The sequence below is a fragment of the Vibrio sp. RW genome, assembly GCF_027587105.1.
GTDB lineage: Bacteria > Pseudomonadota > Gammaproteobacteria > Enterobacterales > Vibrionaceae > Vibrio > Vibrio toranzoniae.
Genome location: NZ_JAPPTM010000002.1, coordinates 280227 through 296274 on the forward strand (window position 1 = coordinate 280227; position 16048 = coordinate 296274).

General features: G+C 44.3%; 11 protein-coding genes. 9 read left to right on the forward strand and 2 right to left on the reverse strand.

Annotated features, from left to right (window positions below; all coding sequences use genetic code 11):
* Positions 1 to 96: 96 nt before the first annotated feature.
* From sucA to sucD, 4 genes are all read left to right on the forward strand, one after another.
* Entirely contained in the window at positions 97 to 2913 is a 2817-nt protein-coding gene (gene sucA / locus OCT63_RS02820) for a 2-oxoglutarate dehydrogenase E1 component (protein WP_060468256.1), read from the forward strand.
* A 21-nt stretch (positions 2914 to 2934) separates the two neighbouring features.
* On the forward strand, positions 2935 to 4143 hold the full coding sequence (gene odhB / locus OCT63_RS02825; protein WP_161687096.1) for a 2-oxoglutarate dehydrogenase complex dihydrolipoyllysine-residue succinyltransferase: 1209 nt from the start codon (positions 2935 to 2937) through the stop codon (positions 4141 to 4143).
* A gap of 206 nt (positions 4144 to 4349) precedes the next feature.
* Positions 4350 to 5516 (forward strand): ADP-forming succinate--CoA ligase subunit beta, encoded by a 1167-nt coding sequence (gene sucC, locus OCT63_RS02830; protein WP_010436793.1) that lies wholly within the window; start codon positions 4350 to 4352, stop codon positions 5514 to 5516.
* The gene (gene sucD / locus OCT63_RS02835) at positions 5516 to 6388 is read left to right on the forward strand and encodes a succinate--CoA ligase subunit alpha (RefSeq protein ID WP_060468254.1); all 873 of its coding nucleotides are present in this window, start codon (positions 5516 to 5518) and stop codon (positions 6386 to 6388) included. The genes sucC and sucD overlap by 1 nt, the downstream gene beginning before the upstream one ends.
* A gap of 163 nt (positions 6389 to 6551) precedes the next feature.
* Here sucD and znuB read toward each other — a convergent pair whose 3' ends face one another.
* Both znuB and znuC read right to left on the reverse strand, forming a co-directional pair.
* Positions 6552 to 7337, reverse strand: coding sequence for a zinc ABC transporter permease subunit ZnuB (gene znuB / locus OCT63_RS02840; RefSeq protein WP_060468253.1), 786 nt, complete (start codon positions 7335 to 7337; stop codon positions 6552 to 6554).
* Positions 7337 to 8119, reverse strand: a complete 783-nt coding sequence (gene znuC, locus OCT63_RS02845) for a zinc ABC transporter ATP-binding protein ZnuC (protein ID WP_161687094.1) — start codon at positions 8117 to 8119, stop codon at positions 7337 to 7339. The genes znuB and znuC overlap by 1 nt, the downstream gene beginning before the upstream one ends.
* 83 nt (positions 8120 to 8202) lie before the next feature.
* Between znuC and znuA the strand changes: the two genes are divergently transcribed.
* The 5 genes from znuA to OCT63_RS02870 all read left to right on the forward strand — a co-directional run bounded on the left by znuA (position 8203) and on the right by OCT63_RS02870 (position 16000).
* Positions 8203 to 9090, forward strand: coding sequence for a zinc ABC transporter substrate-binding protein ZnuA (gene znuA / locus OCT63_RS02850; RefSeq protein ID WP_161679039.1), 888 nt, complete (start codon positions 8203 to 8205; stop codon positions 9088 to 9090).
* A 282-nt stretch (positions 9091 to 9372) separates the two neighbouring features.
* Positions 9373 to 12723 (forward strand): AraC family transcriptional regulator, encoded by a 3351-nt coding sequence (locus OCT63_RS02855; RefSeq protein WP_161687091.1) that lies wholly within the window; start codon positions 9373 to 9375, stop codon positions 12721 to 12723.
* 554 nt (positions 12724 to 13277) lie between these two features.
* Entirely contained in the window at positions 13278 to 13499 is a 222-nt protein-coding gene (locus OCT63_RS02860) for a FeoA family protein (RefSeq protein ID WP_008221191.1), read from the forward strand.
* Positions 13500 to 15773 (forward strand): Fe(2+) transporter permease subunit FeoB, encoded by a 2274-nt coding sequence (gene feoB, locus OCT63_RS02865; protein WP_269983148.1) that lies wholly within the window; start codon positions 13500 to 13502, stop codon positions 15771 to 15773. It begins immediately after the preceding gene.
* Positions 15770 to 16000, forward strand: a complete 231-nt coding sequence (locus tag OCT63_RS02870; RefSeq protein ID WP_269983149.1) for a FeoC-like transcriptional regulator — start codon at positions 15770 to 15772, stop codon at positions 15998 to 16000. Before feoB ends, OCT63_RS02870 begins: the two co-directional genes overlap by 4 nt.
* Positions 16001 to 16048: the final 48 nt, after the last annotated feature.

The window sequence follows — 16048 nt, forward strand, 5'->3', positions numbered from 1 at the left end:
GATATGAAAAATTGCCGCCCTAGAAGCTTTGGGGCGGCCTTTTAATAGCTCGGCATAGACCGCAGCAAACGTGAAAACTACTGGTTAAGGGAAAATATGCACAACGGCGTGATGAAGGCATGGCTCGAGTCTTCACACTTGGCTGGCGCCAATGCAACGTACGTAGAAGAACTCTACGAACTGTATCTAAGTGACCCCGACTCGGTAAGTGACGAATGGAGAAGTGTTTTCGAAGAATTGCCTGTGCAAGCTTCAGAAACGGTGGAACAACCACACTCTCGCATTCGTGAATACTTCCGTCGACTCGCTCAAGAAACAAAGCATTACAATGTCCAAGTTAGTGATCCAGATGTCGATGCGAAACAAGTAAAGGTTCTGCAACTAATTAATGCTTATCGATTCCGAGGGCATCAAGCAGCAAATCTAGACCCCCTAGGTTTATGGAAAAGAGCGACAGTTGATGAACTGGACCCTTCTTTTCACACTCTTACCGAAGATGACCTCAATGAGACGTTTAACGTCGGCTCTTACGCGATTGGCCAAGAGACGATGGTGCTTAAAGATCTCTACAAATCTCTAAAGCAAACTTATTGTGGCTCTATTGGTGCTGAATACATGCACATGACAAATACAGAGCAAAAGCGTTGGATACAACAACGTTTAGAGTCTGTATCTGGTCAACCCTCTTTCAATAAAGAAGAAAAGCAAGCTTTCCTAGAAGAGCTAACTGCTGCTGAAGGTCTTGAGCGCTATCTTGGTGCTAAATTCCCAGGCGCAAAACGCTTCTCATTGGAAGGTGGTGATGCGTTGATCCCAATGACGAAGGAACTTATTCGTCATGCTGGTGGTCAAGGTATGCGTGAAGTTGTTGTTGGTATGGCGCACCGTGGTCGTCTAAATATGCTGGTCAACGTGCTCGGCAAAAAGCCACAAGACCTATTTGACGAATTTGCAGGTAAGCACGACGATACATGGGGAACTGGTGATGTGAAATACCACCAAGGTTTCTCTGCGGACTTCGCAACACCAGGCGGCAACGTTCACTTAGCATTAGCATTTAACCCATCTCACTTAGAAATTGTAAACCCGGTAGTTATCGGTTCAGTACGTGCACGCCAAGATCGCCTAGACGATAAAGATGGCAGTCGTGTACTTCCAATTACTATCCACGGTGATTCTGCTATTGCTGGCCAAGGTGTGGTACAAGAGACGTTTAACATGTCTCAAGCTCGTGGTTTCTGTGTAGGCGGTACGGTTCGTATCGTTGTAAACAACCAAGTTGGTTTTACAACATCTAACCCTCGCGATACTCGTTCTACTATGTACTGTACTGATATTGCAAAGATGGTTCAGGCGCCTATTTTCCACGTGAACTCGGATGATCCAGAAGCGGTGGCATTTGTGTCTCGCCTTGCATTAGATTACCGAAATACGTTCAAACGTGATGTTGTTATTGATTTGGTTTGTTACCGTCGCCACGGTCACAACGAAGCCGATGAGCCGAATGCAACACAGCCCTTGATGTATCAAAAAATCAAGAAGCACCCAACACCACGCAAGCTTTATGCAGATGTGTTGATGGAGCGTGGTGAGTTTGGTATTGATACTTCTACGCAACTCGTTAACGAGTATCGTGATGCGCTTGATCACGGTGAAGTTGTGGTTAAAGAGTGGCGTCCGATGGCACTTCATTCAGTAGACTGGTCTCCTTACCTAGGGCACGACTGGAATATTGAGTGGGATAACAAAGTTGATCTCGAGCGTCTAAAAGAGCTTGGTAACAAACTTTGCCAATACCCAGACAGCCATAAGCTGCAAAGCCGAGTCAATAAACTGTACAACGATCGAATTGCCATGGTGAATGGTGAGAAACAAGTCGATTGGGGTATGGCTGAAACTCTGGCTTACGCAACACTGGTTGACGACGGAAAACGTATTCGTATTTCTGGCCAAGATTCTGGTCGTGGTACTTTCTTCCACCGTCACTCAGTACTGCACAACCAATCTGATGCTAGCACGTATGTTCCTCTTGAGAACATTCATGATAAACAAGGGCCATTCCAAGTGTTTGACTCCGTGTTATCTGAAGAAGCTGTACTGGCGTTTGAGTATGGTTACGCGACAGCAGAGCCTGGTGGTCTAACGCTTTGGGAAGCACAATTTGGTGACTTCGCAAACGGTGCACAAGTGGTTATCGACCAATTTATCTCGTCAGGTGAGCAAAAGTGGGCACGTTTATGTGGTCTAACAATGCTACTTCCTCACGGTTATGAAGGCCAAGGCCCTGAGCACTCTTCCGCTCGTCTTGAGCGTTACCTTCAGTTATGTGCTGAACAAAACATGCAGGTTGTTGTTCCTTCAACACCGGCTCAGGTTTACCACATGATCCGCCGTCAGGTTGTTCGTCCAATGCGTCGTCCTCTGATTGTAATGTCACCAAAATCATTGCTTCGTCATCCTCTGTGTACTTCTTCTATGGAAGACTTAGCAGAAGGCACGTTCCAACCAGCTATCGCAGAAATTGATGATCTGGCTCCTGAAAACGTAAAACGCGTCGTATTCTGTTCAGGTAAGGTTTACTTTGACCTACTTGACCAAAGACGTAAGAACGAGCAAGACGATGTCGCTATTGTGCGTATCGAGCAACTTTACCCGTTCCCTTACGAGGACGTGAGAGCTGCAATCGCACAGTACACGAATGTAGTCGATTACGTTTGGTGTCAAGAAGAGCCTCAAAACCAAGGTGCTTGGTACAGTAGCCAACATAATTTCCGAGCTGCTATCCCAGTGGGTGCTGATATTCAATACGCAGGTCGCCCTGCATCAGCTTCACCAGCTGTTGGCTATATGTCGGTACACTTGAAACAACAAAAAGCGTTAGTTGACGACGCTTTGACCCTACTTAAGAACTAGAAGTAAAAGGAAAATACGCACATGACAATTGAAATTCTGGTTCCAGATTTACCTGAATCTGTGGCTGATGCAACAGTTGCTACTTGGCACAAAAAACCGGGTGAAGCGGTTGCACGTGATGAAGTCATTGTAGATATCGAAACAGATAAAGTAGTTCTAGAAGTTCCGGCTCCTGAAGCGGGTGTTCTGGAGGCTATCATCGAAGAAGAGGGTGCTACGGTACTTTCTAAGCAGCTTTTGGCTAAAATCAAACCTGGCGCTGTCGCTGGTGAGCCAACGAAAGATAAAACGGAAGATACAGAATCTTCTCCTGATAAGCGCCACAAAGCTGCGCTTACAGAAGAAAATAACGACGCGCTAAGTCCAGCTGTTCGTCGCCTGCTTGCTGAACACAACCTACAACCAGCTGACGTTAAAGGCACTGGTGTTGGTGGTCGTATTACTCGTGAAGACATCGACGCACACCTAGCAGCAGCGAAATCGGCGCCGGCAGCTGCATCTGCACCAGCAGTTGAAGCGCCAGCAGCGGCTCGTAGCCAAAAACGCGTACCTATGACTCGCCTACGTAAGACAGTTGCAAACCGTCTTCTAGAAGCGAAGAACAGCACTGCGATGCTGACTACTTTCAACGAAGTGAACATGAAGCCAATCATGGACCTTCGTAAGCAGTACAAAGACCAATTCGAGAAGCGTCACGACACGCGTCTTGGCTTCATGTCTTTCTACGTGAAAGCAGTAACAGAAGCGCTAAAACGTTTCCCAGAAGTGAACGCTTCTATCGATGGTACAGATATCGTTTACCACAACTACTTCGACATCAGCATGGCAGTATCAACGCCACGTGGCCTAGTGACTCCAGTACTGAAAGACTGTGACACACTAGGTTTCGCTGATATCGAAAAAGGCATTAAAGAGCTAGCAATCAAAGGCCGTGACGGCAAGCTAACTGTTGATGAGCTAATGGGCGGTAACTTCACTATCACAAACGGTGGTGTATTTGGTTCTCTAATGTCTACGCCAATCATCAACCCACCTCAAGCGGCAATTTTGGGTATGCACAAAATCCAAGATCGTCCAATGGCAGTTGATGGCAAGGTAGAGATTCTGCCAATGATGTATCTAGCGCTTTCTTACGACCACCGTCTAATCGATGGCCGTGAATCAGTTGGCTTCCTAGTGACCATCAAAGAGCTACTAGAAGATCCTGCACGTCTGCTATTAGACGTTTAGTATCGCTAAAACGTCTAGTTAACCCCGTTAGCTAGACGTAAAAAGTTTCAAAGGCTAGGCTGCTCAACGTCTGGCCTTCACTTGAACTGTAAAGCCATTAGAAAATGGACAGCAGTTGATTTGAGAAGACCCTACAGACGTAACACAGGAAACTGTGTCGTTATGGAAATAATAATCCCTTAAGGGAAAATAAACGGAATATCAAAATGAATTTGCATGAATACCAAGCCAAACAGCTGTTTGCAGAATTCGGTTTGCCTGTACCAGAAGGTTTCGCATGTGATACTGCACAAGAAGCTTTCGAAGCTGCAGGTCGTATCAGTACAGCCAAGAAAGTCGTTAAGTGTCAAGTACACGCTGGTGGCCGCGGTAAAGCGGGCGGCGTAGAGCTACATGACACAAAAGAAGGCGTTAAAGAGTTTGCACAAAAGTGGCTAGGTAAAAACCTAGTGACTTACCAAACAGACGCTAATGGTCAGCCTGTAACAAAGATCCTAGTTGAAGAAGCATCGAACATTGCTAACGAACTTTACCTAGGTGCTGTTGTTGACCGTGCAACGCGCAAAATTGTATTCATGGCGTCAACTGAAGGCGGTGTGGACATTGAGAAAATCGCTGAAGAAACTCCAGAGTTGATTCACCAGTCAGCGATCGATCCTCTAGTGGGTCCTCAAGCTTACCAAGGCCGTGAACTTGCGTTCAAACTTGGTCTAGTTGGCGATCAAATTAAACAGTTCGTTAAGATCTTCATGGGTCTTGGCCAAATGTTCTCTCAGTACGACCTAGCGCTACTAGAAATCAACCCGCTTGTGATTACTGGCGAAGGCAACCTGCTTTGTCTAGACGGCAAGATCAACATCGACTCAAACGCGATGTACCGTCAGCCTAAACTACGTGAAATGCACGATCCATCTCAAGAAGATGAGCGCGAAGCACACGCAGCACAGTGGGAACTGAACTACGTAGCACTAGATGGCAACGTTGGCTGTATGGTTAACGGTGCAGGCCTTGCGATGGGTACGATGGATATCGTAAACCTACACGGCGGCAAGCCAGCAAACTTCCTTGATGTAGGCGGCGGCGCGACAAAAGAACGTGTAGCTGAAGCATTCAAGATCATCCTTTCTGATGATAATGTTAAAGCAGTACTCGTAAACATCTTCGGTGGCATCGTTCGTTGTGACATGATCGCTGAAGGTATTATCGGTGCGGTTAAAGAAGTTGGCGTAACCGTTCCTGTCGTTGTTCGTCTAGAAGGTACCAACGCAGACCTAGGTCGCGAAGTACTTGCTAATTCTGATGTTGATATCATTGCAGCTGAATCTCTAACAGATGCTGCTCAGAAAGTTGTTGCTGCTGCGGAGGCTAAATAATGTCTGTATTAATTAACAAAGACACTAAAGTAATCTGTCAGGGTTTCACTGGCGGTCAAGGTACATTCCACTCAGACCAAGCTATCGCATACGGTACGCAAATGGTTGGTGGTGTTTCACCTGGTAAGGGTGGTCAAACTCACCTAGGCCTTCCAGTATTCAACACAGTACGTGAAGCAGTGGAAGTAACTGGTGCAACAGCAACCGTTATCTACGTACCAGCACCTTTTTGTAAAGATGCAATCCTAGAAGCGATTGATGCAGGTATCGAACTGATCGTAACGATCACTGAAGGTATCCCTACAACAGACATGATCGACGTTAAAGTGAAGCTAGAAGAAACTGGCGTTCGCATGATCGGTCCTAACTGTCCAGGTCTTATCACTCCAGACGAGTGTAAGATTGGTATCATGCCTGGTCATATCCACAAGAAGGGTAAAGTAGGTATCGTATCTCGCAGCGGTACTCTGACGTACGAAGCAGTTAAGCAAACAACAGATGAAGGCTTTGGTCAGTCTACATGTGTTGGTATCGGTGGTGACCCTATCCCGGGTTCAAACTTCATTGATATCCTAAAACTTTTCCAAGAAGACCCAGAGACTGAAGCAATCGTAATGATTGGTGAGATCGGTGGTACTGCGGAAGAAGAAGCGGCTGAGTTCATCAAAGCGAACGTAACTAAACCAGTAGTTTCTTACATCGCTGGTGTTACTGCTCCTCCGGGTAAACGTATGGGCCACGCAGGCGCAATCATCTCTGGCGGTAAAGGTACTGCTGAAGATAAATTCGCAGCACTAGAAGCAGCAGGCGTTAAGACAGTTAAGTCTCTTGCTGAGATCGGTAAAGGCCTACGTGAAATCACAGGTTGGTAATCAGCTAACTTTTATCGAATGAGATAGAAGCTAACTGAACGATATTAAAAAGGCTTGGTCACTGACCAAGCTTTTTTTGTATGTCTTCAATGATACGAGATACGAGATACGAGATACGAGATACGAGATACGAGATACGAGATACGAGATACAAATCGTATGATTACGCTCGGGTTTTGACCATCTGAGATAGCATAAACATTGCAGCTGCACTGATAACCACAGAAGGGCCTGCAGGCGTGTCATAGAACCAAGATAAGCTTAATCCACCGAATACAGCGATAGAGCCAATAATCGATGCGAGGAATGCCATCTGCTCAGGGGTATTGGAGAACTTCCTTGCCGTTGCTGCAGGAATGATCAGTAGCGATGTCATTATTAACGCACCGACAAACTTCATACCCACCGCGATAACAATACCAACTAGTAGCATCAAGATAAGACGCATTAAATCAATGTTGATGCCGTCAACAGCCGCGAGATCTTCGTTAACCGTTGTTGATAATAGTGGTCGCCAAAAGATAGCCAGTACCAGCCCTATCACAGCAGCACCCGCATAGATGAACACTAAATCAGTCGGAGATACTGCCAGCAAGTCACCAAATAGGTAGCTCATCAGATCAACACGAACATTGTCTAAGAAGCTGACAGCAACCAAACCAAGTGATAGTGCACTGTGCGCCAAAATACCGAGTAGGGTATCGGTCGCGACGAGCTTTTGTTTTTGCAGTGTCACGAGCAACACAGCCAGCATCAAACAGCAAATCAACAGCGCAAAGTACAAATTAATATTGAACAGGAAACCAAGCGCTAAGCCCATTAGAGAGGCGTGTGCAAGGGTGTCACCAAAGTAAGCCATCTTGCGCCACACCACGAACGAACCCAGTGGGCCAGCAATAAGAGCAATGCCTAGGCCTGCAAGAATAGAAGGTAGAAGAAACTCAAGCATTAGTGGTGATGTCCGTGTTTATGGTTGGAGCAGTCGTGCACATCCCCAGAAACTGGCTGGCCGGCCAAGTCATGGTGATGGTGGTCATGTTGGTGGTGGTAGAAAGCCAAACTCTCTTGAACCGCAGTACCGAACAGTGCGATATAAGAAGGGTGATGCTTGATATCAGCCGGTGCACCAGAGCAACAGATATGGTGATGCAAACAGATCACATCGTCTGTTTTTGCCATCACTAAATGCAAGTCGTGTGAAACCATAAACACAGCGCAACCAAAGCGGTGACGGATGGAATCGATCAGATCGTAAAGATCGATTTGGCCTTGCACATCAACACCTTGTGCAGGTTCATCAAGAACGAGCAGGTCGGGTCTTTTCAATAGTGAGCGAGCGATCAGCACGCGTTGGTTTTCGCCACCAGACAGCTGATGCATATTGCTTTTCATCAGGTGTTCAGCGCCCACTAGCATCAAAGATTCTAGAATTTCTTGTTTGCTGAATTTTCCGGTGAGCTTAAGAAAACGCTCTACATTGAGAGGCAGAGAGTCGTTCAGCTTTAGCTTTTGAGGAACGTAACCAATTTTTAGTTTTTTTGATTTGGTGATCTTTCCGACATATTTGTGCTGGAGCCCCAGTAGTACCTTAACTAAGGTTGATTTTCCCGCGCCATTTGGCCCAATTAGGGTAGTGATTCTGCCACGCTCTAAATTTAGAGAGATGTTGTCTAAAACTTTTCGACCGTCAAATTCGACGCTCACAGAATCTAGTTGGATTAAGTTATCCATGAATAGAACTCATTTGCAATTCGCTAATGTTATAATGTAACATTTACCTCAAGCCTAAGCTACTTTTCTATTATCGAGGAATTATGTCACGTCCATCTTTTATACTTGCTACTTTGCTTTTAACGCCAAGTGTTGCAAGTGCCAGTACTATTCTAACAAGCTTTAAGCCAATTCAAATGATTGTGACAGAATTAACACAAGGCGTTAGTCAACCGGATGTGCTGATGAACAGCAATGCTTCGCCACACGACTATGCGCTTAAGCCATCTGATGTGAAAAAAGTTCACAGTGCCGATATGGTCGTTTGGTTTGGTCCTGACCTCGAAGCTTTCTTGACTAAGGTGATTGGTTCAAAAGAAAACGTTATCCAGATCAGTGAGATCCCTGGCATTAATTTGAGAGAGTTCGGACATGAAGAGCATGATCACGATGCCCATGAAGGACATAACCACGGTAGCCACGACCCTCATTTTTGGTTGGGTATTGATCAAGTTGAAGTAGCAGCAAAATACATCTCAGCTAAGCTGATTGAAACTGACCCTGACAACGCAATGGCGTACCAAGAGAACCTAGACTCATTCTTGATTGCATTGAAAGGGAAGCAACAGTCTATTCGTGAGCAACTTGCACCGGTCAAAGACAAAGGTTATTACGTGTTCCATGATGCGTATGGCTATTTTGAGCAAGAGTTTGAGCTGAATAATTTAGGTCACTTCACGGTAAGCCCTGAACGTAAACCGGGTGCAAAAAGCCTGATCGCTATTAAGAAAACTCTGGTGCGTGAAAATGTTCAGTGTGTGTTCTCTGAGCCTCAATTTACCCCTGCTGTGATTGAATCGGTGACTCGAGGTAGCCAAACAAAACAAGGACAACTTGACCCGGTAGGTTCTGATGTTGAAGTTAAAAAAGGCAGTTACTTCGAATTTCTTCAGCAACTTACAGATAGTTATACAAGTTGTTTAGCAAAATAGTCTTTTATGATGAGTGTTTAATACTCTATTTACTTTCGATTATTGATTAATCATGCCGCATTTTGCGGCATTTTCGTGACCGCTAAGATAAAACCTTTCAACAAATAGCAAACCTCCTTTCTCCTTTGTTAATTTCAGCTAAAATAGAAAGATAATAATAAGCACAAAAAAACTCAGTTTTTGGTTAAGCAACGATAAGCGTTGTGGGCACACAAATTTTCATGTGTTTTTTCTGTTCAGGATTTAAAGTTGTATCGAATTATCTTCAAAATGTTCATATTAATGAGCATTTCATTTAGCGTTCTTGCGGTAAATACATCATCCTCTGTTTTCTACCCTTTGCCCGTTCAAGCGCAAGGGAACTTTCTTGCGGCTAAAAAGCTATACCTGGGTGCCGGAGGTGGGCTCTGGCTTCATGATGTACATGGAAAAATACTTTTTTATGATGGTCGAACCCTGTTTCCTAGAAAGGGTAGCCTTTTGCAATTCTCCTCAGAAAGGGTCGCGTTTCTTTATGATGAATTTTGGACTTTTTTCGATAATGAGGTGTATCGACATAGCCCAGGTATTGGCAATGAGCTTGTATTTAGTCTCAGCCCTGGTTCTGAGATCGCGAATATCGGATCATCTGGTGATTTTATATGGGTGACAGATGGCAGTAATTTTTATACTTACAACACCCAGTCTTTAGAATTTGATACCTATTCACTGCTCAAGTTATATCGATATAACAACAGTAGTGACATTGTAATTAATGACGCTGAAAAGGTGCTGTCGAAGTGGGTGTTAGCGACAAACGCAGGTGTTTACCTTTCAGAGGACCAAGAATTTACTCATGTCAAAGCATCAGAGAAGAACCATATTGAGACGGTTTATTTCTCGAAGGCAAGACGAGAGCTCGTGATTGGTACATTAAATGGTGCAGTGATTGTCGATCTCACTAATTCAAATAAAGAGACTTGGGTTCGTGGGTCGCATGTCCTCTCTTTTGCTGAAACGCCTGACCAATATTGGATAGGCACGGAACATGGACTTATTAGCTATAATTTTATTACGGGTAAAATTACACGATTTGCACAATCGACCAATCAAGGTTTTTCGTTACCAGGCGAGAAAATATATTCGCTGGTAAACGACCACGCTGGTGGAATGTGGATCGCGACGAATAATGGGATTCGGTACTTCTCATTGTTTAGCAAGACGTTCTCCAGAACGCCATTAGATGAGATTGACATGCATTCTAGTAATGTCGTGATAAATAAGGTATTGCCAGTTAATGACCGTAGGTCTTGGATTGCGTCTTCAATGGGGCTGTATTTAGCCGACTCTGATAGCGATGAACGTCCGATTCGTGTTTATCCCAAACCAGTTCAAGATATTGAGCTGTTTTCCTCCTCTATTTGGCTTGCGACCGAAGAGGGAATAATTAGCTTTGATACTAATACCTTAAAGCCTAGACCTCTAGATTTACCAAGAGCAATCGTGGGCGTACACGTCGAAAACTTTGCACTTCAGGCAAACCAAGTTCTTTGGATGAGTTCTGGGCAAAACCTTTATTCTTTATCTATTGAGGCAATGGAACTGACATCTTATGGAGCAGATTGGTTAGTTGATAAGTTTTTGCCGGCGAAAATAACGGCTCTCGATATAGGCTTAAAAGACAGCATTTATATCGGCACGGATCACGGTTTTTATTCCTTTGTTGATAAAAGAATCAGTTTTAGCCGTTCAAGTGAACGATTTGGCAAAGTGCTTGATATCGAGAAAGCCAAAGATGGGTCGCAGTGGTTTGCTAGTAGTTACGGCGTATACCGAATTCCTTATGATACCAACGTCATCGAAGAGGTTGCTCTCATTGAAGATAACATTAGCCCTAATTGCTTGATTAGTGACGATAATGGTATTTGGTTAGGGTCCTCAAAAGGTATTAGCTACTATGGACTCGATGGGCAATTGTATAAACACATCGGCTCTCCATTTGGTTTAATTAATAATGAGTTGTCAGTTGGCGCTTGCACGGTGTTTTATAGTGAAGAAAGTCAATCATCCAGACTGGTCTTGGGCTCTAAGTATGGTGTAGTGAGTGCATTGTCTAATGAGCTATTGGTATCAACAACTCCTCATAGCCGAGCATTGCTTAGTAAGATAAGTGTCAATCAACAAACCGTATCACTTGGCGGAAAAGCGGTTGATTTAGAGGAAATGCCTTACGGTTCATCCATTAGTTTTAAGCTTGGTATTTTACCTGCATCATTTGCACCCGCTATGGAATATCGACTGAACGACGATGAACCTTGGAGCGAATTTGAGGGGGGGCTATTAACATTGGATCATTTACTTCCTGGTGATTACACACTTGAAGTTAAACCAGTGCAGGACTCTCACTATCGATTTGTGTCTACTACCCAAAGCTTTTCAATTGCAGAGCCTTGGTACTTGAGTCGCTGGGCTGTAGCGAGCTCTTTTATTATATTAATCGGCTTGGTTACTGTTCTCGTTTTTTGGCGCTCGCGCTATGTCACTTTTGCCAACAGACACCTAAAAGCGCAAGTCGCATTAAAAACGGACCAAATGAGGCACCAAAGTCGCATCTTGTTGACAACCAATCAACAACTTAAAAAACAGCTGTTGGTTAAAAATGTTTTAGTATCTCATACAGCGAAAGAGCTTTCCGATGAAGTCAGCCATGTTGCTGCGCTGCTTCCTAGTTGGAATGATGACCTAGGTCGGTCACCAATCCTGGCATTGAAAAACGGGCTTGCTCAACTTAGTAATAGCCAAGAAGAATCGGGGACTGTTTGTTGCGATGTGATCTTAGTTTTGGAATCTGTGCTTAAAGCGTGGAAAAGTGAGTTGGCAAAAACAGGTATTGAGCTCGATGTTAAAGTTGAAACTAAGTACAGACATGTGTCGTTGCTGTATTTCAATCTGGATATCATTTTTAACAGCCTAGTTGCGAGCATCATTAAGAGAAATTTTAAATCGCAGAGCATGTTGGTCTTAGTAGAAGAGGTGGAAGAGCATTTAGTCGTTACCATTCGCGATCATGGCATGCCTTTCCCCAAATTAGTTTCATCGATAAATGAGAGCAATGGAAAGCCAACAGATATTAATATCGATAAATTACCGTTATTGATGAATCAAAGCGGTGGTCAACTTAACGTTTTTGTCTCTGACTCTCAGAATAAGATTCAGCTTTCGTGGCCTATCGAGTTTCAAGTGTTAGACAGGCTCGAAGCAAGTACGATTGAGAGAATTGAAACCATCAAACTTGCAACCTCAACGCCTGAGCAACAGAAACTTAGCGCAGAACAAGAGTGGCAAAATAAAGTGTCTCAGCTTGTTAGTGAGCACTATGCCGATGCGGAGTTTGGTACTGCAACTGCTGCTAAATACCTGTTTATGTCTGAGAGAAGCTTACAACGGCGCTTCAAATCTGCCTATGATAAAACATTTAAAGAACACCTTAACGAGGTTCGTCTGGAGCATGCGTGTGAAAGGTTATTGGCCGGAGAAAAGGTATCAGACGTCGCTTTTGACTCAGGCTTCAATGACCCTTCCTATTTCAGCCAGCGGTTTAAGCACCATTTTGGTATGTCTCCGTCTAAGTTTGCGGAAAATAACGAAGATTGATCAGTTGCGGCGCAAAAATAGATAAATATACAGGAGCCTCGACATTAGTGTTGGGGCTTTTTTATGAGATATGGGGGCTAGAAGTATTCAATGTTTTTGTGGATAGAAAGATTGGAAACGAAAAAAAATATCGTGGTATAGCCGGGGGACTATACCACGGGTGCCAAGGGCACCTTCGCTTGCTGCCGGAGTGATATGGAAAACCACATCACCTCTGGAATAAAATTAAAGAGAAGGAGTTTCTCTTCGATGGAGTAACTATACGGTTTGCTACTTATTTTACTTATAAAATTAACGCCAGATATCTGTGATAAATACGACAATGTTGTAACTTGTTGATATATATGTACTTGTTTGGTGTTTTTATGATTGATAGCCATAGGAAAGACCTCGATAACTGTTGAAAATAACGTTTTTGACGTAAACGGTTTTAACGAAATTTACGAGTATGTATTTCCGAAAACTTTGATTTTACACAATAGAATTGTGGTCATGCATGTGTATTATGACGCTAATAACAATATTTCTCATTATCAGTCACAGATTGGGTACTTATGAAACTCTCACAACTAGAGCAAGGCAAAGCGGCTTCTATTGTTGCGCTAACCGGTTTAACACCAGAAGTTAGAAAAAAACTTATGGTCATGGGTATGTTGCCGAAAACCGAGGTGACTCTGATTCGCCGTGCACCTATGGGGGATCCGCTTCAAGTTGAAGTGAGAGGGGTTTCAATTGCCATTCGTGAAAGCATCGCAGAACAAATCGAGGTTATCTAAATGGATTATCAAGTTCTCACTGTTGGTAACCCGAATAGTGGTAAAACAACATTATTTAATGCATTGACTGGTGCCAAGCAGCACGTTGGTAACTGGGTTGGTGTAACTGTAGAGAAGAAGACAGGTGTATATTCGCACGCTGGTGATCAGTTCCAGCTTACCGACTTACCAGGTATCTATGCGCTAGACAGTGGTAATGACGCGAACAGCATCGATGAGTCGATTGCATCTCGCGCGGTTCTTACTCACCCAGCGGACGTAATCATTAATGTGGTAGATGCAAGCTGTCTGGAACGAAGCTTATACATGACATTACAGCTGCGAGAGTTGGGAAGACCAATGATCGTTGTATTGAACAAAATGGATGTACTAAAGCGCGAGCTCCAGATGATTAACCTTAAAGCGCTTGAGAAAGAGCTTGGTTGTCCAGTATTAAGCTTGTCTGCAAACGACAAAGGCCAAGTGGTTCGCTTTAAAGAACGCCTACATAAATTGCTTGTTCAAGGTGTGAGCCTTGATCCTCTCTCTATTGATTACGACGCAGCATTAGAAGCGCTTATCCCTTCTGTTGAATCACAATTTGATGATGCTGATGTTTCTCACCGAGCTCTGGCAATTCGTGCTTTAGAAAATGATTACTTGGTCTTGAATGGACTGGCTCCTCAAACTCGTACTCAAATTGATGGCGTACGTCTTGGTGCTGACTTTGATATCGACCTTGTAGTCGCTGACGCGAAATACACATTCTTACATGACCTTTGTAAACGAGTGCGCCGCAGCGAAGGCAAACTAAGCCGCAACTTCACAGAAAAAGCAGACCAATTCATTCTGAACAAATGGGTCGGTATTCCTTTCTTCTTTGTGATCATGTACCTGATGTTCATGTTCTCTATCAATATCGGTAGTGCGTTTATCGACTTCTTTGATATCGGTGTTGGAGCTATTTTGGTTGATGGCGGTCATCACCTATTAGATGGTCACTTGCCTGTTTGGCTAGTCACTGTATTGGCTGATGGTATCGGTGGTGGTATTCAAACCGTTGCGACCTTCATTCCGGTTATCGCTGCACTTTACTTATTCTTAGCAGTGCTTGAAAGCTCAGGTTACATGGCTCGTGCGGCATTTGTACTTGATAAAGTGATGCAGAAGATTGGTCTGCCGGGCAAAGCGTTTGTACCACTGGTGCTTGGTTTTGGTTGTAACGTGCCTTCAATCATGGCAACTCGTACGCTTGACCAAGAGCGCGAACGTAAACTGGCTGCATCAATGGCGCCGTTTATGTCATGTGGTGCTCGTCTTCCTGTATACGCACTGTTCGCAGCTGCATTCTTCCCAGGTGCTGGACAAAACGTGGTATTCGCTCTGTACATCATGGGTATTGTAGCTTCTGTGTTTACGGGTCTGTTCCTCAAGAACACCATCTACCCAGGTAGCAGCGATAGCTTGGTCATGGAAATGCCAGATTACGAATTGCCGACAGTGCAGAACGTAATGCTTAAAACGTGGCAAAAACTGAAGCGTTTCGTACTTGGTACAGGTAAAACAATTGTAATGGTTGTGGCAATCCTGAGCTTCTTAAACTCGCTAGGTATGGACGGCAGCTTTGGTAATGAAGACAGCGAGAACTCTGTGTTGTCTAAAGCGGCACAAGTAGTGACTCCTGTGTTCCAACCCATTGGTATTACTGAAGAAAACTGGCCTGCAACGGTTGGTATCATTACTGGTATCTTCGCAAAAGAAGCCGTTGTCGGTACATTAAACAACCTATACACAACGCCTTCTGATGAGGAAGCGGCTGAATTCGATTTAGCAGCAAGATTGCAAGAAGCGGTGATGACGATCCCTGAAAACCTGTCTGGCCTGAGCTACTCAGATCCACTAGGTATTGAAGTGGGTGACTTATCAGACTCTGGCTCAGTGGCTGAAGATCAAGAAGTCGATTCATCTATCTTTGGTAACCTGAAAGACAAGTTTGTTTCTGGTCATGCGGCATTCGCTTATTTGATTCTGATCCTGCTTTACACGCCTTGTGTTGCTGCGATGGGGGCTTATGTGCGTGAGTTCGGCCAGACGTTCGCACGCTTCATTGCGGTTTGGACAATGGCGCTTGGCTACTTCGGTGCGACCTTCTATTACCAAGCAGCAAACTTTGCTTCACACCCAGTGACAAGTGCTGTGTGGATGGTGGTAATTGCTGGTGGCTTTGTGGTGACATATCGCGTGTTTAAGAAAATTGGTAGCAAGCAGAAAGCGCTAGAGGTGCAAGTCGTATGATCTTAACTGAACTTCATCAATACATAGACAGCCAAGGTGTCGCGGCTCGTAAAGAACTCGCTGCAAAGTTTGGTATGAGTGAAGATGGCGTCGATGCGATGCTGGGTGTGTGGGTCAAGAAAGGGAAAATTTCTCGCTTGGTCGATACTAACAATCATGGCCATACAACGCGCATTCGCTACACAATCAGCAAACAAGATGGCCTGTCGCTTAATGTGATGATGTAGTTTTGGTTTTATACTCTCGTTGAAACGGCGAGATTAGACAATAAAAAG